17 protein-coding genes are annotated in these 18,149 nt (G+C 58.7%); 14 read left to right on the top strand and 3 right to left on the bottom strand.

Annotated features, from left to right (window positions below; genetic code table 11):
* Positions 1-205: 205 nt before the first annotated feature.
* Positions 206-1,237 (top strand): 4-hydroxy-3-methylbut-2-enyl diphosphate reductase, encoded by a 1,032-nt coding sequence (locus AC1AWK_RS01830; protein ID WP_476567638.1) that lies wholly within the window; start codon positions 206-208, stop codon positions 1,235-1,237.
* 164 nt (positions 1,238-1,401) lie between these two features.
* On the opposite strand, the gene gap is transcribed toward AC1AWK_RS01830, so the two are convergent.
* The 3 genes from gap to AC1AWK_RS01845 form a co-directional block, all read right to left on the bottom strand.
* A complete protein-coding gene (gene gap / locus AC1AWK_RS01835; protein WP_476567640.1) occupies positions 1,402-2,460 on the bottom strand; it encodes a type I glyceraldehyde-3-phosphate dehydrogenase in 1,059 nt (352 codons plus the stop codon).
* A 266-nt stretch (positions 2,461-2,726) separates the two neighbouring features.
* Positions 2,727-3,488 carry a thiamine diphosphokinase gene (locus tag AC1AWK_RS01840; protein WP_476567642.1) on the bottom strand — a complete coding sequence of 254 codons (762 nt, stop codon included), beginning with the start codon at positions 3,486-3,488 and terminating at the stop codon, positions 2,727-2,729.
* Between the two features lie 53 nt (positions 3,489-3,541).
* Entirely contained in the window at positions 3,542-4,471 is a 930-nt protein-coding gene (locus AC1AWK_RS01845) for a DMT family transporter (RefSeq protein ID WP_476567644.1), read from the bottom strand.
* A gap of 268 nt (positions 4,472-4,739) precedes the next feature.
* On the opposite strand from AC1AWK_RS01845, the gene asnB reads away from it, so the two are divergent.
* From asnB to AC1AWK_RS01910, 13 genes are all read left to right on the top strand, one after another.
* A complete protein-coding gene (gene asnB / locus AC1AWK_RS01850; protein WP_476567646.1) occupies positions 4,740-6,629 on the top strand; it encodes an asparagine synthase (glutamine-hydrolyzing) in 1,890 nt (629 codons plus the stop codon).
* A 226-nt stretch (positions 6,630-6,855) separates the two neighbouring features.
* Entirely contained in the window at positions 6,856-7,584 is a 729-nt protein-coding gene (infC, locus tag AC1AWK_RS01855; protein WP_476567648.1) for a translation initiation factor IF-3, read from the top strand.
* Positions 7,565-7,759 (top strand): 50S ribosomal protein L35, encoded by a 195-nt coding sequence (gene rpmI, locus AC1AWK_RS01860; protein WP_476567650.1) that lies wholly within the window; start codon positions 7,565-7,567, stop codon positions 7,757-7,759. Before infC ends, rpmI begins: the two co-directional genes overlap by 20 nt.
* A 47-nt stretch (positions 7,760-7,806) precedes the next feature.
* A complete protein-coding gene (gene rplT, locus AC1AWK_RS01865; RefSeq protein ID WP_476567652.1) occupies positions 7,807-8,190 on the top strand; it encodes a 50S ribosomal protein L20 in 384 nt (127 codons plus the stop codon).
* Positions 8,191-8,289: 99 nt separating this feature from the next.
* Positions 8,290-9,213, top strand: coding sequence for a site-specific tyrosine recombinase XerD (gene xerD / locus AC1AWK_RS01870; protein ID WP_476567653.1), 924 nt, complete (start codon positions 8,290-8,292; stop codon positions 9,211-9,213).
* A gap of 277 nt (positions 9,214-9,490) precedes the next feature.
* The gene (locus AC1AWK_RS01875; protein ID WP_476569529.1) at positions 9,491-10,330 is read left to right on the top strand and encodes a ParA family protein; all 840 of its coding nucleotides are present in this window, start codon (positions 9,491-9,493) and stop codon (positions 10,328-10,330) included.
* A 21-nt stretch (positions 10,331-10,351) separates the two neighbouring features.
* Positions 10,352-11,275 carry a segregation and condensation protein A gene (locus tag AC1AWK_RS01880; protein ID WP_476567655.1) on the top strand — a complete coding sequence of 308 codons (924 nt, stop codon included), beginning with the start codon at positions 10,352-10,354 and terminating at the stop codon, positions 11,273-11,275.
* A 55-nt stretch (positions 11,276-11,330) separates the two neighbouring features.
* Entirely contained in the window at positions 11,331-11,951 is a 621-nt protein-coding gene (gene scpB, locus AC1AWK_RS01885; RefSeq protein ID WP_476569530.1) for an SMC-Scp complex subunit ScpB, read from the top strand.
* Between the two features lie 169 nt (positions 11,952-12,120).
* Entirely contained in the window at positions 12,121-13,584 is a 1,464-nt protein-coding gene (locus AC1AWK_RS01890; protein WP_476567657.1) for a purine-cytosine permease family protein, read from the top strand.
* Between the two features lie 94 nt (positions 13,585-13,678).
* Positions 13,679-14,236 (top strand): cysteine hydrolase family protein, encoded by a 558-nt coding sequence (locus AC1AWK_RS01895; protein WP_476567659.1) that lies wholly within the window; start codon positions 13,679-13,681, stop codon positions 14,234-14,236.
* 210 nt (positions 14,237-14,446) lie between these two features.
* Positions 14,447-16,372 (top strand): translational GTPase TypA, encoded by a 1,926-nt coding sequence (gene typA, locus AC1AWK_RS01900; protein WP_476567661.1) that lies wholly within the window; start codon positions 14,447-14,449, stop codon positions 16,370-16,372.
* A gap of 109 nt (positions 16,373-16,481) precedes the next feature.
* Positions 16,482-17,165 carry an alcohol dehydrogenase gene (locus tag AC1AWK_RS01905; RefSeq protein WP_476567663.1) on the top strand — a complete coding sequence of 228 codons (684 nt, stop codon included), beginning with the start codon at positions 16,482-16,484 and terminating at the stop codon, positions 17,163-17,165.
* Entirely contained in the window at positions 17,155-18,144 is a 990-nt protein-coding gene (locus AC1AWK_RS01910) for a prephenate dehydratase (protein WP_476567665.1), read from the top strand. Before AC1AWK_RS01905 ends, AC1AWK_RS01910 begins: the two co-directional genes overlap by 11 nt.
* Positions 18,145-18,149 lie beyond the last annotated feature (5 nt).

The following is an 18,149-nucleotide window of genomic DNA, read 5'->3' on the forward strand; positions in this document are numbered from 1 at the left end:
GCTGCTGTGCGAAAGACATGAACTTCATCGTTGTTGTTCATAATTGTAGCGCTACAATTTCGATGATGGCGGCGACGCGCGTGCCGTCGCGTGCGAAGCGTGAAGAATGGGTGTGCGGCGGATTGCGGGCCCGTCGGCTGGTTATGATGGCTAAGGCCGGCGTGCAGTGTCGGCGTTGCCACCATCGCAGTAAGGAGCGGAAACCATGACGGCTGACCATGCAGGGCGCATCATCCTTGCCGATCCACGGGGTTTTTGCGCGGGCGTTGATCGGGCCATCCTGACCGTGGAAACCATTGTGAAGACGTCGCGGCGCAAACCTGGTGACGCCCTGCCTCCGGTGTACGTGCGTCGACAGATTGTACACAACCGTCATGTGGTGGACGAGCTGTCCGCTCGTGGCGCCGTATTCGTTGAGGAGCTCGATGAGATTCCGCAGGAAGCGGTTGATGCCGGAGTGCCGGTGGTGTTTTCGGCGCATGGCGTCTCGCCGGCGGTGCAGGAGGAAGCCCGTCGTCGGGGTATCCATATTGTGGATGCCACCTGTCCGTTGGTGAGCAAGGTGCATCGCGAGGTGCTGCGATTTGTGCGTGAAGGCTATGAAGTGGTCTACATCGGGCATGAAGGCCACGACGAAGCTGTGGGAGTGATCGGTGAGGCTCCCGAACACGTGCATCTCATCGAGCGTGCGCAGGATGTGGCGTCGCTGCCCTTCGCCGAAGGCACCAAGCTGGTGCTGCTGACGCAAACAACATTGAGCGTGGACGAGACGGCGGAGACCATTGCCGCGCTGAAGCGGCGCTTCCCGTGGATTGAGGAGCCTGCTACCTCGGATATATGCTATGCGACGTCCAACCGTCAGGCGGCGGTGACGTTGGTGGCGGAGCAGTCAGATTGTGTGGTGATCGTCGGCTCGGCGAATTCCTCCAACTCGGTGCGCTTGGTGGAAGTGGCGCAGGATAAGCTCAGCGAACGTTTCGCGGGCGAGACGGATGACAATATGACAGGTCGTGGCAAGGCTCGTCGTGTGGATGATGCCTTCGAATTACGTGACGAATGGTTTGACGGCGTGCGTACGGTGGGTATTTCATCGGGTGCGTCCGTGCCCGACGAACTGGTTGCTGGCGTCATCGAGGCGCTGAAGGGGCGTGGGTACACAAGCGTTTCCACCATCGAAACCATCAAGGAAACCATGCATTTTGTGTTGCCGTCGCAATTGCGCCAGGCATCGCGCTAAGCGGCACGAGGAAGGATCGTCCAACGTTCGCGGATGTGCCGTGCCGAAGGCATGCTGGTGACGGGCATATACCTATGACGGCGGCATAACGAAGGGCCGGCATCGCATGATACCGGCCCTTGACGTTGGTCGGTGTGTCTGACTTGTCAGGCACACCTGCAGTCTCACTCGGAGATCTCGGCGAAGTACAGCAGCGTACGCACCATGTTGGAGGTGAAGCCGTACTCGTTGTCGTAGAAGGAGACGGTGCGCACCATGTGGGTGCCGTCCACTTCGTTGACGTCGGTCTGCGTCGGATCGAACACGCCGCCGTGGGTGTCGCCGACGATGTCGCCGGAGACGATACCATCGGCGTTGTAGCCGAAGTACTCGCAGTCAGCGAAGGCCTTCTTGAAGGCTTCGTTGATCTCGTCGGCGGTGACTGGCTTCTCCAGCACGGAGGTCAGCTCGGTGACGGAGCCGTCCGGAACCTGGATGCGCTGGGCGTGGCCCTGCAGTTTGCCGTCGACCTCGGGAACCACCTTGCCGATCGCCTTGGCAGCGCCGGTGGAATGGGCGATGGTGTTGATGGCGGCGGCGCGCAGATCGCGGCCGTTCTTCTTGCCGCGCGGGCCGTCGAGGATCATCTGGGTGCCGGTGTAGGCGTGGATCGTGGTCATGAAGCCGACCTTGATGCCCCAGTTGTCGTTGAGCAGCTTCACCATGGCGGCCATGGAGTTGGTCGTGCAGGAGCCGGCGGACACGATGTTGTCGGAAGCCTTGAGGATGTCGTGGTTCACGCCGAACACGACGGTCGGTGTGGTGTCGTCCTTGGCCGGAGCGGAGATGAGCACCTTCTTGGCGCCGGCGTTCAGGTGGGCCTGCGACTTCTCGGCAGAGGTGTAGAAGCCGGTGCATTCGAGCACGAACTCGACGCCGTCGTTCTTCACCCACGGGATGTTGTTCGCGTCGGGCTCGGCGTACACCGGGTACTCCTTGCCGTCCACTACGATGGCGGAATCGGTGGCGGAGACCTCGACCGGGGTGCCGTCGACGTGCTTGAAGGTGCCGTGCGTGCTGTCATACTTGAGCAGGTACGCGAGAGCCGAAGGCGAAGTCAGATCGTTGATGGCGGTCACTTCGATGTCGCCAGCCTGGCCGCCCTTCTGCTGCAGTTCGAAAATGCGGCGGAAAGCGAGACGACCGATACGGCCAAAGCCGTTGATGCCAATCTTAACTGTCATGTAATTCTCCCTTGAGGGTAGGCCACACCGTGCCGCGGCGAGCCGCGAGCGGCGGTGGCCGTTGTGTACCAACAAGGTTCACTGTAGTGCGCCGCCTGTACTTCCGTCCATCGCGATATCGCCTATGGCGTGGCGTTGCCAGATAGGGGGTTACAGGGGTGTGAGCGCTCACGACATGGATGATAGCTGGTAAATCGTCATGCGGGGCAAAACGCTGTGGAGGCGCGGTGCGGCAGATGGGACCGACGCCGCGCGTGAATATGGTTTTAGTGCGTCGCTGCGGCGTTGAGCAGTGTTGATACCGCGATGTCCAAAGGCCCCAGGCTGTCGGCGGCGCGAACAGTGCCTTGCCAGTGAGGGGTCGGGGCGGTTTGCGGGTAGGTGACCATCAGGGTGCCTTCGCGCGCGCTGATACTGCAGGCAAGTCCGTCGACGAATTCATTGCTGACGCCCAATGCGTGGTCGTTGTACAGGTCAACGTCATGCACTTCGTATTTAAGTCCTTCGATGCTGACGCCGTGGCTGGCATCGTCGTGGGAGAATACCGACACCATGCTGCCCGCGGGCAGATGGTTGGCGGCAAACGTGAGGGAAGCGTTATGCAACGCGGTGAGCACGACGCCGTCGCCGTGAATGAATGCTGCGCCGCCGCTGCGCGCGATGTGGGCGATGAGCTGCATATTGGCGATGCTGTGATCAAGCCGTCCGCCCAGCGCTCCGTAGATATGAAATACGCGGCATCCGCGTTGCCAGCCCAGCACGGCGGCCTGGTGCATGTCCGTATGGTCTTTGGCGGCCGGCAGTCGGTGAATTTCCACGCTGTCGGGCAAGTCATGGACATCGTGGCGAACCGAATCGAAGTCGCCGACAACCAGATGCGGTGTGTACCCATAGTGGCGTGCCTGATCCAGGCCTCCGTCGGCGGCGATGACCAACGGCGCGGCATTGTCGCATGTTGTGGCGGTTACGGTTGTGTCGGACGTGGCGGGGTAGTCGCCCGCTCCGAATATCACGCATACCTTGCTCATGGCTGATACTGTATCGCAAGCCGTGACTGCGAGGCTGAGCGAAGTAGGGAGGATTAGTCCGCGCTGTGCGAAGAAGGGATTTGGCTGATCAGGATTGCCCCGAATACCAATGCAAAGCCAATGCCGGCGGTAAGCGTGACCTGTTCGCCCATCAGAAGGACGGCGACTAGCAGGCTGAAGACGCTTTCCAAGCACAGAATAATGGATGATTGTGTGGCGGGAACACGTGGCAATGCAAGATTTTGCAAGCCTTGTGCGCCAATGGTGGCGCCGAACAGCAGATAGACCAACGAGGCGATGGTGGTCAAGTCAAGGTGGGTGGGATGCGGCAATGGTTCGGTGAACGCCGCACCGACAAGGCAGCACGCGCCCGAGACAAGGAATTCACCGAAGGTGAGCGCTATTGGGTCGATGCGCTGCCCGTAGATGCCGAGGGCGACCAGGCATACTGCGTAAATGGCGGCGCAAGCCAGCGTGAGCCAGTCGCCGGCGGCAATGGCGAAGGTGCCTAGTCCCGAACTCATGGACACGAATCCGACGCCGGCCAGGCATGCCGCCGCGCCGATCAGATGTTGCGGCCGGGGGCGTTGCCGGGTGGCGATCCACGACACGAACGGGACGATAACGCAGTAGGCGGCGGTAAGGAAGGCGCTGCGGCCGGACTCGATGGTGGTCAGGCCGATCATTTGCAGCAGAAAACAGGCATAGTAGGTGAAGCCCACCACCAATGCCGGAATGATGAAGCGGCGTGTAAGCCAGGAGCGGATACGGCGATGGAATATGGCGTAGGTGAATGCCGCGGCAAGCAGCAATCGGCAGGCAAGCAGCCATTGGACGCCCACGGCTTGCATGGCGATTTTGGCAGTGGCGTAGCTTCCTCCCCAGAGTGCGGCCGCAAGCACCAGCACGAATCGTGCCTGTCGGGCGGTAAGAGTGCCGCCGTCGGCGCTCGGCATTGCTTGGGGGCTTGGCAAATCAGCCATGGCTTGCTCCTTGCGCAGTGAAAAGGTGGCATAGTGGCGTTGGAGATATATGCGATGCCGTTGAGTATATATGAGTATATACGGGTGCATGTAGCGGTGGTGGGATCGTGACGCGTACGATGTGTCGATGTTCCGTGTGTATGTTCTGCACATTGAGCTATCAGCTGTGGGGATACAGTGTAGACTGGCGAGGTGAGGGCATCCAGATTTCTGTAAGCGGCTCTTCGGTGAGCCTTCAGTATACTGCTGATAAAGGGGGTAGAGGCGTATGTGTGGCATCGCTGGTTTTGTCAATGATGATGACGAGGATCACAAACGCAGGATATTGCAAGAGATGACGGATGCCATAGCGCATCGGGGGCCGGATTCGTGTGGCATTCACATCGATGCGCATGCGGGGTTAGGATTCCGACGGTTAAGTATCATCGACTTGGAGGGAGGGGACCAGCCGATATACAACGAAGACCATTCGATGGCCATCACGTTTAATGGCGAGATTTATAATTTTCGCGAGTTGCGAAGAGCATTGATTGCGGCCGGACATGTGTTTACCACGCAAGCCGATACCGAGGTCGTGCTGCATGGCTATGAGCAATGGGGCGAAGATGTGCTCCGTCGGCTTCGGGGCATGTTCGCCTTTGTCATCTGGAATTCGCGTACGCGCACGTTGTTTGGTGCGCGTGATCATTTCGGCATCAAGCCGCTGTACTATGCGCAGATGAACGGTACGTTCATGTATGCTTCCGAAATCAAGAGTTTGTTGCGTCATCCGGACTTTGTCAAGGAGTTCAATGACCAGGCGCTGCGCCCGTATCTCACTTTCCAGTATTCGGCGTTGCCGGAGACATTTTTCAAAGGGGTATTTAGACTTCCGGAAGGACATTGCTTCACCTACGCTGACGGCACGTTGCATATTCGCCGGTATTACGACGAGTCATATACCGAATCCAAACAGTCGCTGGATGAAGTGGTGGATGCTATCGATCGGACAGTCTGCGATTCAGTGCATGCCCATCAGATAGCCGATGTGGAAGTGGGATCGTTCCTGTCCAGCGGTGTCGACTCCAGCTATGTCGCATCGGTTGCGCGTCCCGAGCATACGTATTCCATTGGATTTGGAACAGGCAAATACAACGAATCTCGACAGGCGTCGGAGCTGGCGTCGCTTATAGGCTTGCATAATACTACGAGGACCTTGGATGGTGATGAGGCTTTTGCCGCGATTCCGCTTATTCAATGGCATCTTGATGAGCCGGATGCCAATCCGAGTTGCGTGCCGTTGTATTTCCTCTCTGAGTTGGCCAGCCGTGATCTGCGCGTGGTGTTAAGCGGTGAGGGGGCCGACGAGTTATTTGGTGGTTATATCGATTACGGTGTCCACACCAAATCCAAACTCATCAAAATGGTGACCCGGGCATTGACTCACGCGCCGTCCGTAATGCGTCATGCGATTGCGTGCTTCGCCCATCATCACCGGTTTCCCGGATCGTGGCATCTGTATGCAAATTTGGCGCCCGCTGAGGAATCCTTTATCGGACAGGCGGAAGTGTTCAGTCCCGAACAGGCTGATGCGTTGGTCAAACCACGGTTCCATAATGCTCCCACCGTGCGTGATATCGTGTCCCGTATATACGGGCGTCTCGCCGGTAAGGCAATGAGCGAACTCAAGAAGAAGCAGTATTTGGATATGCATCAGTGGATGCCGGGGGATATCTTGCTTAAGGCAGACAAACTCACCATGGCGCATTCATTGGAGTTACGTGTGCCTTTGTTGGATAAGGAACTCATGGCTGTTGCTCAGCAGGTGCCGACCAAGTATCTGATTACGGACGCCAATACCAAATATGCATTTCGTCGTGCTGCGGCACGGCATATTCCCCGGGATTGGTACGACCGTGAGAAACTAGGTTTCCCGATCCCCATTAGAGACTGGCTACGCGAGGAACGGTATTACCGCGTTGTACGTGGTGTGTTTTCCGGAGAATCTGCCGATCGGTTCTTCGATCGCGAGCGTCTGTTGCGTATGGTGGATGACAACTACGCCGGACGTACGGATGACCGGCGGCGTATCTGGACGGTGTTTGTATTCCTTGTATGGTATGACGTTTATTTCATCCAGGACGGATTCAAGCCGAGGCCACTGAAACTTGCCGTATGATGTGCTTGGTCTAGGGGTGTGCTACACTGACCAAGGCTTGAGTAATCAAGAAAGCGGGAAACCCCCACCTGGAGGCCTGTTGCGGCTTCGGGTTCATGACCTGCATGGCATATGGCCGTGCGGTTCGGCGATGATGTATTGTCGATGCGCCTGTTGGATGTATCCAACGTGACGATGTTATGAGCGCGGAGTGGTATCGGGCATCCACATGGGTCCGCTACGGAATATGAGGATTGGAGTCATCATCAGCGACGAACCACGCATTAACGACGAGATTCGCGTCTCCCAAGTACGCCTGATCGGCCCGAAAGGCGAGCAGGTGGGGGTTATCGCAACCTCCGTCGCTCTGAATCTGGCGAAGGAAGCGAACCTCGATCTCGTCGAGGTGGCGCCTAACGCGAAGCCTCCGGTCGCCAAGCTCATCGATTACGGCAAGTTCAAGTACAACGAGAAGATCAAGGCTCGTGAAGCTCGCCGCAACCAGAGCACGGCAGAAATTAAGGAGATTCGTTTCCGTCTGAAAATCGACGACCATGACTTCGACGTGAAGAAGGGTCATGTTGCACGATTCCTCAACGGCGGCGACAAGGTGAAGGTCACCATCATGCTGCGCGGCCGCGAGCAGTCCCGCCCGATTGGCGGCGTCGAGTTGCTGCAGCGTCTTGCCGAGCAGGTGGAGGATTTGGGCACAGTGGAGTCCGCTCCCAAGCAGGAGGGGCGCAACATCATCATGACGTTGGCGCCTAAGGGTAAGAAGGTGCACGCGCAGTCCGAGCAGCGTCGTCGCGGTGCGGAATCCCGTGCCGAGAGGCAGGCGCGTCAGGCGGCGCGCTTGGCGGCCAAGCAGGAAGCCCAGGCCAAGGCGGCTGCCGTTGCCAAGGCTGCGGTGAACGTATCGACGTCCGCGAATACTACAACAACCAAGGAGGGCAGCAATGCCGAAGATGAAAACTAATTCCGCCGCTTCCAAGCGCATTCGTCGCACTGGTTCCGGCAAGTTGATGCAGGCGGGTAGCGCCATGCGTCACAATCTGGAGCACAAGTCCGCCCGTAAGCGTCGTGCCCTGTCCACCGACCAGGTGCTGGCTCCGGCGCAGGCCAAGAAGATCAAGAAGCTGCTGGGCCTGTAAGCCGTCCCGTTGATTGAGTCGTTGAAAGAAAGCTGAGGATATAAAATATGGCACGTGTCAAGCGCGCAGTAAATGCTCACAAGAAGCGTCGCGTTGTTCTCGAAAGGGCTTCTGGCTACCGTGGCCAGCGTTCCCGCCTGTACCGTAAGGCCAAGGAACAGCTGCTGCACTCGTTTAACTACAACTTCCGCGACCGTAAGGCTCGCAAGGGTGATTTCCGCAAGCTGTGGATCCAGCGCATCAACGCTGCTGTCCGCGCCGAGGGCATCACGTACAACCGTTTCATCCAGGGCCTGCGTCTGGCTGGCATTGAGCTCGATCGTCGTGCTCTGGCCGAGCTCGCGGTGTCCGATCCGGAGACCTTCAAGGCTATCGTGGCCGAGGCGAAGAACGCTTTGCCGGCGGACGTGAACGCTCCGGTTGCCGCCTGATTGCATCAGTCGACGCGATAATTCGCGTGCAAAGAACGGGCTCCCGTGTGTCGGGGGCCCGTTCTCATATATCGGTGGTGTGTCGGTAAGGAGGTGCTGATGGTGCAGTGGACCATGGCGCAGGTCATTGACCGCTTTGTGGTGTATATCGCCGTGGAAAGGGGCTTGTCTCAGGCTACGGTCTCTGCGTACCGTGCCGATGCCCGCGCGTATGCCACATGGTTGGCTGAACGTGGGGTGTCCGATATCGGTCAGGTCGATACATCACTGGTGGAATCGTATGTGGCTGCGTTGGCCGATGCCGGTCAACGTGAGCGCAGCAAGGCCCGCCGCCTGGCAAGCGTGCATGCCTTGCATCGTTTTGCCGTGCATGAGGGTATGGTCGCTGATGATGTGGCGGCTGCGGTGAAGGCTCCCAAGGGTTCGTCGGTTCTGCCGGATGTGTTGAGTGTTGATGAAGTGGCTGCGGTAATTGCTGCCGCCGGCGAAGGATGCGACGATCCGGTGTCGCTGCGGGACGTGGCGTTGCTGGAGATGCTGTATGCCACGGGCGCTCGTGTATCGGAACTGGTACGGCTTGACCTTGATGATATGGATGATGAACAGCGCGTGGTTCGTCTGCTCGGCAAGGGCGACAAGGAACGTTTGGTGCCGTATGGCGCTATGGCGCAGGAGGCAATGCACCGGTATGTGCGCCAGGGGCGCAATGCCTTGGTATCTCGTGCGAAGCGGCCGGAATACCGGGCTGTTTTCGTGAACAAGCGCGGCGCGCGGTTGTCGAGGCAATCGGCGTGGGAAGTGGTGCAACGTGCGGGGGAACGTGCCGGTTTGGGTAGGCCTTTGCATCCGCATACGTTGCGTCATTCGTTCGCCACGCATTTGATTCAAGGCGGTGCTGACGTGCGCACGGTGCAGGAACTGTTGGGGCATGCGAGCATCACCACCACGCAGCTGTATACCCATATCAGTCCCGAATTGCTGATGCAAACGTATGTGACGTCGCATCCGCGGGCGCGAGGTTGAGGAAAAAGATGTCGGGGGCGCTTCCCGTGTGTCCGACTCGCGCGAAGGTGTGTTATTGTCGCATTGGCGGTGTCGCGGCGGGTTCGGCGGTAGCATGTGTGAAGAATGATGGCGCGCTGCGCGCGCCGATGGAAGGAGACCGGATATGGCGTTGCCACGGGCGGCTGAAGCATGGCGAGGCGAGGGCGATACGCGCTGCCGCCAGGGAGCGTTGCCTATTGGCGGCACGTATGTGTGCCCGCCTCCGGTGAGCACACCAGTTGATAAGGTAACCACTATGCCTACGGATTTACTTGGACGCACCTATGAGACTTTTCCCGCTCCGGCGGCGCTGCAGCAGCATGGCCCGGCGAGGGTTATCGCCATGTGCAATCAAAAGGGTGGCGTGGGCAAAACCACGAGTTCCATCAATATCGGCGGTGCGTTGAGCCAGTATGGCCGCCGCGTGCTGATTGTGGATTTTGATCCGCAGGGTGCCGCCACGGTTGGATTGGGCATCAATGCCAATGCGGTGGAGCATACGATTTATACGGCGTTGTTCAATCCCGGCATGGATGTGCATGAGGTGGTGCAGCATACCGATTTTGAAAACTTGGACATTATTCCGGCCAATATTGATTTGTCGGCTGCGGAAGTGCAGTTGGTGACGGAAGTGGGCCGCGAACAGGTGTTGGCCGGTGTGTTGCGTCAAGTGCAGGATGAGTATGACGTGATTATTATTGACTGCCAGCCATCGCTGGGTTTGTTGACGGTGAACGCACTGGCAGCTGCGGACGGCGTGATGATTCCTGTTGCCGCCGAATTCTTCGCGTTGCGTGGTGTGGCGTTGCTTATGCAGTCCATCGAGAAGGTACGCAGCCGCATTAATCCGAAGTTGCAGGTGGATGGCGTGTTGGTCACCATGTTTACCAAGACCTTGCATTGCGACGAGGTGCTGCAACGTATTTACGAGGCGTTCCAAGACAAGGTGTTCCATTCGGTGATTTCGCGTTCGATTAAGTTGCCGGATTCCACGGTCGCTGCTGCGCCGATTACGATTTACGCGCCCGGACACAAAACGGCGAAGGAATATCGTGAGGTGGCTCGCGAGCTGGTGGCTCGTGGCGTGGTGGCCTGAGTGCGATGTGATTGACGCACGATGACGGATCATACGGCACTGCCTGACATGCGGCAGACGGCGGATCTTGACGCTGAGGCGTTGACGTCCGGATTTTCGGTGAAACTGGACGTGTATGCCGGTCCGTTCGATGTGCTGTTGGGACTGCTGGCCAATCGTAAGCTGGAGCTTACCGAAGTGGCGCTGTCGGCGGTTACCGAGGAGTTTTTGGCCTATGTGCGCACGCTGGACTTGTCTGCCGATATGGATGAGGCCAGCGCTTTCCTTGATGTGGCGTCGGTGTTGGTCGAGGCCAAAAGTGCGGCGTTGCTGCCGCGTGACGAATCAGCTGCGGATGATGAGTTCACGATGGAAGCGTTGCGCGAACGCGATTTGCTATTTGCACGGTTGTTGCAATATCGGGCGTTCAAACAGGCGGCCGGTGATTTTCGTGCCAGATTGGCCGCTAATGCCGGGTACTATGCGCACCCCGGGGTGATGGATGCGGCTTTGGCGTCGATGTTGCCCGAACTGGTGTGGACGGTGGGGCCTGAGGATTTGGCGCGGATTGCGGCGCACGCTTTGGCCAATGCACCTACGCAAGAAGTCTCACTGCATCAATTGCATGTGCCGTTGGTGAATGTGCGTGAGCAGACCGCTCTGGTGGAGCAGCGCTTGCGCAGTGCCGCGCGTGATGCCGTGGTTACGTTCGCGCAGTTGGTGGCTGATGCACGCGGTCGTCTGGAAGTGGTCGCACGGTTCTTGGCGGTGTTGGCATTGTTCAAGCATGGTGTCCTGAGACTTCGTCAAGAGCACCCGTATGGTGAGCTGCAGATTCGCTGGTGTGAGAATGAGCGGTCGGAAGGTGCGCCAGATGATGCAGCAGGTGATGTGCCGGATAGTCTACCGGAAGGCAACACACCCACGGCCGCGCAATCGGGGCAGAAGGAGCACAACGATGAATGACATGAGTACCCGCGGCGAGCGAGACCAGACAGTGGTTCCGCAGCCGCAGGAGTCGATGCACCAGGACGTAGAGCGTGAACTCCAGCAGGATCAGGCATGGAGCGTGGATGATTTTCCGGGAGGATTGCTCTCCTGCTTGGAGGCGCTGCTGATGGTGTCGGACGAGCCCTTGTCGGTCGCGGATATCGCGCGTATCGTGCAGGTGGACGAGCCTGACGTGCAGACGGCATTGGAACAGTTGCGCGCCGAGTATGACGGCGACGGGCAGGGCGCTCGCATGAGAGGGTTTACTCTGCGGTGTATGTCTTCGGGTTGGCAATTTGCTTCTAGGGCGCAGTTCGAGCCGGTGGTGTCGAGGTTGGTGCAAGATGGACAGGTGTCTCGTCTGTCGCAAGCGGCGCTGGAAGCCTTGGCGATTGTCGCCTACCAGCAGCCGGTGACGCGCGCGCAGGTGGCCGCGATTCGAGGCGTGAATTCGGATGGCGTGTTGCGCTCGCTGTCGGTCCGCGGATTGATACGAGAAGAGGGCGTGGATTCGGAATCACGTGCGTCGTTGTTGGTAACGTCGGCGCTGTTCCTCGATAAGTTGGGATTGGGATCACTGTCGCAGTTGCCGTCGTTGGCGCCGTTCCTGCCGCAGTCTGTGGCAGATATGGAACCGGAAGCGCGTGACTGATCATTCGTTGCATAATGTGTATACATATGGTGTTAATGTGACTGATTTTTCTTACTCTTCGGCTATTTTGGGAGTAGCATTCCGATAAACCGTATGGCGTGCTGCGAGAACTGCCGATGCTCATACGGGAAGGCCCGATATCGCTGAGGAATTACAAGGGAGTGTTATTATGGGCGTGAGTGAAGAGAAGAATTCTGTCCTGACCGTTGAGGAGCAGGGCATCGACACTATTGCCGAATCCGAGCGCAAGGGCACCCCACGTGGGTTGTTCTGGCCCTGGTTTGCATCGAATATTTCCGTATTATCCATGTCCTATGGCGCGTGGGCTTTGGGTTTTGGCATTTCCTTCTGGCAAGCCACGGTGGCAACGCTGATTGGCGTGGTGGTGTCGTTCCTGCTGGTAGGTGTGATTTCCATCGCCGGCAAACGTGGTAACGCGCCGACGATGGTACTGACCCGGGCCACTTTTGGCGTGCAGGGAGCCAAGGTGCCGTCGGTGCTGTCATGGATCGCCACCTTGGGGTGGGAGATTTCCTTGACGACTACTGCGGTGTTGGCCTTGTCGTCGTTGATGGAGCGCTTGGGGTGGGGCTCCGGCAGCGCCCCGAAGATTATCTCCACCATCGTGGTGGTTGGTTTGGTCGTGATCGCCGGCATTATCGGATATGACCTGATTATGAAGTGCCAGCAGGTGATCACCATCGTGACGGCGATTGTGACGGTGGGATATTTCATCCTGGCCTTTTCCTCGATTGATTTTTCCGCAATCACTTCCGCTCCGGCCGGTGGCTTGCCGGCGGTGCTGGGCGCTTGCTTCTTCGTCATGACCGGCTTCGGTTTGGGCTGGGTGAACATCGCCGCCGATTATTCGCGGTATCTGCCGAGGAAGTCGTCCAATGGCGGCGTGGTGTTCTGGAGCACGTTCGGCGCGTCCTTGGCTCCGGTGCTGTTGATTGCGTACGGTTTGCTGCTGACGGTGACCAATGGCGATCTGGCGGATAAAGTCGGCCAAGATCCGATCGGCGCCATGGGGTCGATTCTGCCGACGTGGTATCTGGTGCCGTTTACCGTGGTCGCCGTGCTGGGTCTGATGTCCGGTGCGATTATGGACAACTATTCCAACGGTTTGGCGTTGCTGTCGTTTGGTATCAAGCTGCCCCGCACGGTAGCGGCTGGTTTGACCGCTGTGCTGACGGTGATTGGCGTGGTGTACGTGACGTTCTTCTCGGATACGTTCATCGGACCATTCCAAGGTTTCCTCATCACCCTGGGCGTGCCGATGGCGGTGTGGACCGGTTTGTTCGTCGCGGATGTGCTGCTGCGCCGCAAGGATTACGATACGCACGATCTATACGACGAGTCCGGGCGCTATGGCGCATGGAATATCAAGGCGCTGGTGATTTTGGTGGTCGGCACCGTGATTGGCTGGGGGCTGGTGGTCAACACTTCCGCCAGCTGGTTGGAGTGGCAGGGGTACTTCCTGGGATTGTTCGGTGGTAAGAGTGGCAATTGGGCCACCGCCAACCTGGGGGTGATTGTGGCGCTGCTGATTGGATTTATCGGCGCGTTGACGTTGCAAAGCGGTGACATCAAACGTCAGGAAGCGCTGCCGTTCCACGACGGACAGGAGTAGACGACGGCGTTAAGGACCGCAGGGGAAGCAGGCTCGTCGGTGCTATAGCAGTGGCAGTGGGTGGTGTTCCCCTTTGCGTCGAAAGGAGAACATAATGGCGGTATTGGATGACGAATGGCTGGTGGTGATTGACCGTCAGCGTGTGTTCGCCCAGGATTCCGATTGGGCGTGCCCCGATGGCTCGTTCCATGATACGGACGAGGCGTTCGAGCGCTTGGCCCGTGCGTACGGCGACCGGGTGGTATACACCCGGTATGTGGCGCCCGCTGAGCCCAAGGATGCGTGGGTGCCGTATTTTGCCGATTGGCCGCAATTCCTGGTGGCTGATGATGATCCCATGTACGACCTGACCGAGGAGACGGTTCCTTTGGCACAAGGTCATGCGGTGGTCACCGAAACGACGTTTGGTAAGTGGGGCGCGCAGCTATCGGCGGCCATGCATGGCGCCAAGCGCATGGTGCTGTGTGGCGTGGCGACGGATTGCTGCGTGATCGCCACGGCATTGTCGGCGGCCGATGCCGGTGTGGCGGTTCGGGTGGCGGCTGATGCGTGTGCGGGCAGTTCTGCGCAGAATCATCAACGGGCTTTGGATGCCATGGCGATGTTCGAACCGTTGATTACGGTGACGGACTCGAACGCCATTCTTGGTTGATGGCGTGACATATGAGGTGAAGCGGGTTCGGCTGTGTAGTGCGGTGCCGGACCCGCTTTGCTATGGCAGCTTGCTGATGCTTGGCTGTAATCGTTGCGCCGACGGTGCTGTCAAGGAATATGGGTAGGATTGGCTGGGTTTGTGCGCAGCCACCTATGGTGGTGTTTGTGATAGAGAATGCGCCGACAGTCGACAAGAGAGGTTTGTGTGATGGCAGTTCGTGGCGATATTAGGAATGTGGCGATTGTGGCGCACGTCGATCACGGCAAGACGACGCTGGTCAATGCCATGTTGCAGCAGTCGCATGTGTTCAATGAGCGCGAGGAAGTGCCGGATCGTGTGATGGACTCCAATGATCTGGAGCGGGAGAAGGGCATCACCATTCTGGCCAAGAACACCGCGGTGCAGTATACCGGACCGTTGGCGCAGAAGAATGGATATCCGGAAGGCATCACCATCAATGTGATCGACACGCCCGGACACGCCGACTTCGGAGGAGAGGTGGAGCGTGGCATTTCCATGGTGGACGGCGTGGTGCTGTTGGTGGACGCTTCGGAAGGGCCGTTGCCGCAGACGCGTTTTGTGCTGCGCAAGGCGTTGGAAGCCAAGTTGCCGGTGATTTTGTGTGTGAATAAGGTGGACCGTCCTGACTCGCGCATCGAGGAAGTGGTGGGCGAGGCTTCCGATCTGCTGCTTGGCTTGGCGCAGGACGTCATCGAGGAAGGCGTCGATCTTGATCTCGATGCACTGCTGGATCTGCCGGTGATTTATTGCGCCGCCAAGGCCGGTTATGCTTCGGTGAATCAGCCCGCCGATGGCGGTCTGCCGGACAATGACAATCTCGAGCCGCTGTTCGACTCCATTATCTCGAACATTCCCGCGCCACAGTATGAGGAAGGCGCCGCGCTGCAGGCGCATGTCGCAAATATCGATTCCTCCGACTTCCTGGGGCGTTTGGGCTTGGTGCGTGTCTACAACGGGACCTTGGAGAAGGGCAAGACGTACGGCCTGTCGCGTGTGGACGGTTCGATCGAAAGCTTCCGTGTGTCCGAGTTGCTGCGCACGCAGGGTCTGGAGCGCCAGCCGGTACAGTCTGCCGGTCCAGGCGATATCGTGGCCGTCGCCGGCGTCAATGACATCATGATTGGCGAAACCATCGTTGACCCAAGCGATCCACAGCCGTTGCCGCTGATTCATGTGGATGATCCAGCCATTTCCATGACCTTCGGCACCAACGATTCGCCGTTAGCCGGCACGGAAGGCAAGGATCATAAGCTGACCGCCCGTATGATCAAGGATCGTCTTGACCGCGAGCTGATTGGTAACGTGTCCATTAAGGTGCTACCCACCGAGCGTCCGGATGCTTGGGAAGTGCAGGGCCGTGGCGAATTGGCCTTGGCGGTGCTTGCTGAGCAGATGCGCCGTGAGGGATATGAGCTGACGGTGGGCCGCCCGCAGGTGGTGACCAAGACCATCGATGGCGAGCTGTGCGAGCCGATGGAGAACACCACCATTGACGTGCCGGAGGAGTATATGGGCACGGTGACCCAGCTGATGGCTGACCGCAAGGGGCGCATGGAATCCATGAGCAACCATGGTTCCGGCTGGATTCGGCTGCAGTTTACGGTGCCAAGCCGTGGTCTGATCGGTTTCCGTACGGCGCTGTTGTCCGCCACGCGCGGCACCGGTATTGCCTCCTCGCTGTCCGCTGGCTATGCACCGTGGGCCGGCCAGATTGTCACCCGTCAGAATGGTTCGATGGTGTGCGACCGCAAGGGTGTCGCTACGCCATATGCCATGCAGCGTCTGCAGGCGCGCGGCAACTTCTTCGTCGAGCCGCAGTCGCCGGTGTACGAGGGCCAGGTTGTCGGCGTGAATAATAAGCCGGACGAGCTGGATGTGAATATTACGTTGGCGAAGCATATGACTAACATGCGTTCCTCTACTGCCGATGTGTTGGAGACTTTAACGCCGCCAATCAAGATGAGCTTGGAGGAGTCGTTGGACTTTGCCAATGAGGATGAGTGCGTGGAGGTGACTCCGGAATCTATTCGTATCCGCAAAATCATTCTCAACCGCGAGGATTGGTATAAGTGGCGTGCCAAGCAGCGTCGCCAAAATAACCAGAACAAGTAGTGCTCTTCGGTGCGGCGTACAAGTCACCGCATCTGATGGCGCATTACGTGATATGTTGCGTGGCGGATCGTCGAAAGGCGGTCCGCCACGTGGCATTGTAGGCAACTGAATGGCTGATTCTCGCATGATGACGAGGTTTCGCGGCATACTGGAATCTATGGTCAATACGCAGAAGAAATCAGGATTGCCATGGTCGTATCGCAATACGACTGTAGCGGTGGTAGTGACGGTGATTGCAGCCGTTGCCTCGGCGATGGTGGGCAGTGTCGCGCATCGTCTTGGCGCAAGTGTCAACTTGCCGTATGGGTTGGTGCTGTCGTTACTGCTGGTGGCGTTAAGCACATGGTGTGCTCGTATGCGTATGCCCGTATTTGGAGGGGTGTTGCACGTATTGGTATCGGTGTGCATGGCATGGTGGCTGACCGGTGCTGGAGCCGGTGGGTCGGTGCTGATTGTGGCGGGATTCGGTGCTCCCGTGCCGTGGTGGTCGGCGCATGTGGGGTACTGGTGGCTGTACGGCATGGTGGTGGTACAACTAGTGGTGGTGTTGATGCCCCGTCGTTGGTGCGTGATGCCGCGTGATACGCCTGCTGGCGAATCGGCGGATGAGTCGTTGCAGGTGTATGAGAATGGCGCTGAAGTCGGGGACATTGGAAGCGGCGAAGACGTTGGGCAGGGCGGAATGATACAGTATTCCGATGAATATCGCTCCGACACGTTCAGAGGATCCGTTGGGTCTGGTGCGTCGGGAGAGATTGCTGCGGCTGTCAGGGGGCGCGCCGATGGTGAGTGACGCGGTGCGCGTATGGTATTTGGGGCCGCAGGGTTCGTTTACCCATCAGGCGGCGATGGATGCGGTGCCGATGGTGGCGGCGCGTGAATCGGTGTCGCCGGATGCGGTTGTGGTACTGCCGTGCGCCGATGTGCCTGAGGTGCTGCGGCGTGTGCGTGCCGGCGGCTATGGCGTGCTGGCTTGGGATAATACGGTGGAGGGCGCCGTGATGCCCAATGTCGATGCCATGTTGGACGACGACGAGGTGGTGGGCATTGGCAGGGTTCGTGTGCCGGTGGTGTTTGATGCGATGATGCGTGCTGACGATGAGGAGGGGACGATTGTGCGGGTGAGTGCCCATCCGCATGGATTGGCGCAGTGCACGCAGTTTATTCGTGAGCGTGGATTGTCCTGCATGCCGGCGGTTTCGAATGCGGCGGCGTGTCAGACGTTGCCACGCGGCTGCATGGCGCTAGGACCGTCGGCGTGCGCCGAAGTGTATGGGCTGCGTGTGGTGGCTCGTGCCGTGCAGGATTACCATGCTGCGGCCACGGATTTTCTGGTGGTTGTCTCACGTGACGTCGCATCGCGCTGGTGCGAGCGGAGTTCGGACGCCGAACGGCTATGGGGGTCGGTGGTGGCTATGGTGCCGTTGCATACGGGTGCCGGCGTGTTGGCGGATATGTTGGACGTTGTGCGTGATGCCGGGGTGAATATGACCTCGTTTATGTCCCGTCCGATTAAAGGTCATGCGGGGTTGTACAGCTTCATTGCCACGATGGATGCCGCGCCGTGGCAACCGGCACTACACCAAGTTTTGCGTCGGGTGATGGCGCAGGGTGACTGGGTGAAGACCTTGGCGGTATATGAGCGCGAGCCGTCGGCGGCCTCTGAGGTCGATGTGGCATTGTTGCCCGGTGGCGGCGTGCGCGGAGAGACTGATGCATATGAAGGTGCGGGCGCTGCGGCAGATGTCGCGGGTCGCGCGCTGTTGTGGTAGACAAG

The organism is Bifidobacterium sp. LH_491, from assembly GCF_056356495.1.

What these genes read in the sequence shown, in the direction of transcription:
- AC1AWK_RS01830 (WP_476567638.1), top strand. Translation starts at nt 206, where the DNA reads ATGACGGCTGACCATGCAGGGCGCATCATCCTTGCCGATCCACGGGGT.
- gap (WP_476567640.1), bottom strand. Translation starts at nt 2,460, where the DNA reads ATGACAGTTAAGATTGGCATCAACGGCTTTGGCCGTATCGGTCGTCTC.
- AC1AWK_RS01840 (WP_476567642.1), bottom strand. Translation starts at nt 3,488, where the DNA reads ATGAGCAAGGTATGCGTGATATTCGGAGCGGGCGACTACCCCGCCACG.
- AC1AWK_RS01845 (WP_476567644.1), bottom strand. Translation starts at nt 4,471, where the DNA reads ATGGCTGATTTGCCAAGCCCCCAAGCAATGCCGAGCGCCGACGGCGGC.
- asnB (WP_476567646.1), top strand. Translation starts at nt 4,740, where the DNA reads ATGTGTGGCATCGCTGGTTTTGTCAATGATGATGACGAGGATCACAAA.
- infC (WP_476567648.1), top strand. Translation starts at nt 6,856, where the DNA reads ATGAGGATTGGAGTCATCATCAGCGACGAACCACGCATTAACGACGAG.
- rpmI (WP_476567650.1), top strand. Translation starts at nt 7,565, where the DNA reads ATGCCGAAGATGAAAACTAATTCCGCCGCTTCCAAGCGCATTCGTCGC.
- rplT (WP_476567652.1), top strand. Translation starts at nt 7,807, where the DNA reads ATGGCACGTGTCAAGCGCGCAGTAAATGCTCACAAGAAGCGTCGCGTT.
- xerD (WP_476567653.1), top strand. Translation starts at nt 8,290, where the DNA reads ATGGTGCAGTGGACCATGGCGCAGGTCATTGACCGCTTTGTGGTGTAT.
- AC1AWK_RS01875 (WP_476569529.1), top strand. Translation starts at nt 9,491, where the DNA reads ATGCCTACGGATTTACTTGGACGCACCTATGAGACTTTTCCCGCTCCG.
- AC1AWK_RS01880 (WP_476567655.1), top strand. Translation starts at nt 10,352, where the DNA reads ATGACGGATCATACGGCACTGCCTGACATGCGGCAGACGGCGGATCTT.
- scpB (WP_476569530.1), top strand. Translation starts at nt 11,331, where the DNA reads ATGCACCAGGACGTAGAGCGTGAACTCCAGCAGGATCAGGCATGGAGC.
- AC1AWK_RS01890 (WP_476567657.1), top strand. Translation starts at nt 12,121, where the DNA reads ATGGGCGTGAGTGAAGAGAAGAATTCTGTCCTGACCGTTGAGGAGCAG.
- AC1AWK_RS01895 (WP_476567659.1), top strand. Translation starts at nt 13,679, where the DNA reads ATGGCGGTATTGGATGACGAATGGCTGGTGGTGATTGACCGTCAGCGT.
- typA (WP_476567661.1), top strand. Translation starts at nt 14,447, where the DNA reads ATGGCAGTTCGTGGCGATATTAGGAATGTGGCGATTGTGGCGCACGTC.
- AC1AWK_RS01905 (WP_476567663.1), top strand. Translation starts at nt 16,482, where the DNA reads ATGGCTGATTCTCGCATGATGACGAGGTTTCGCGGCATACTGGAATCT.
- AC1AWK_RS01910 (WP_476567665.1), top strand. Translation starts at nt 17,155, where the DNA reads ATGGTGAGTGACGCGGTGCGCGTATGGTATTTGGGGCCGCAGGGTTCG.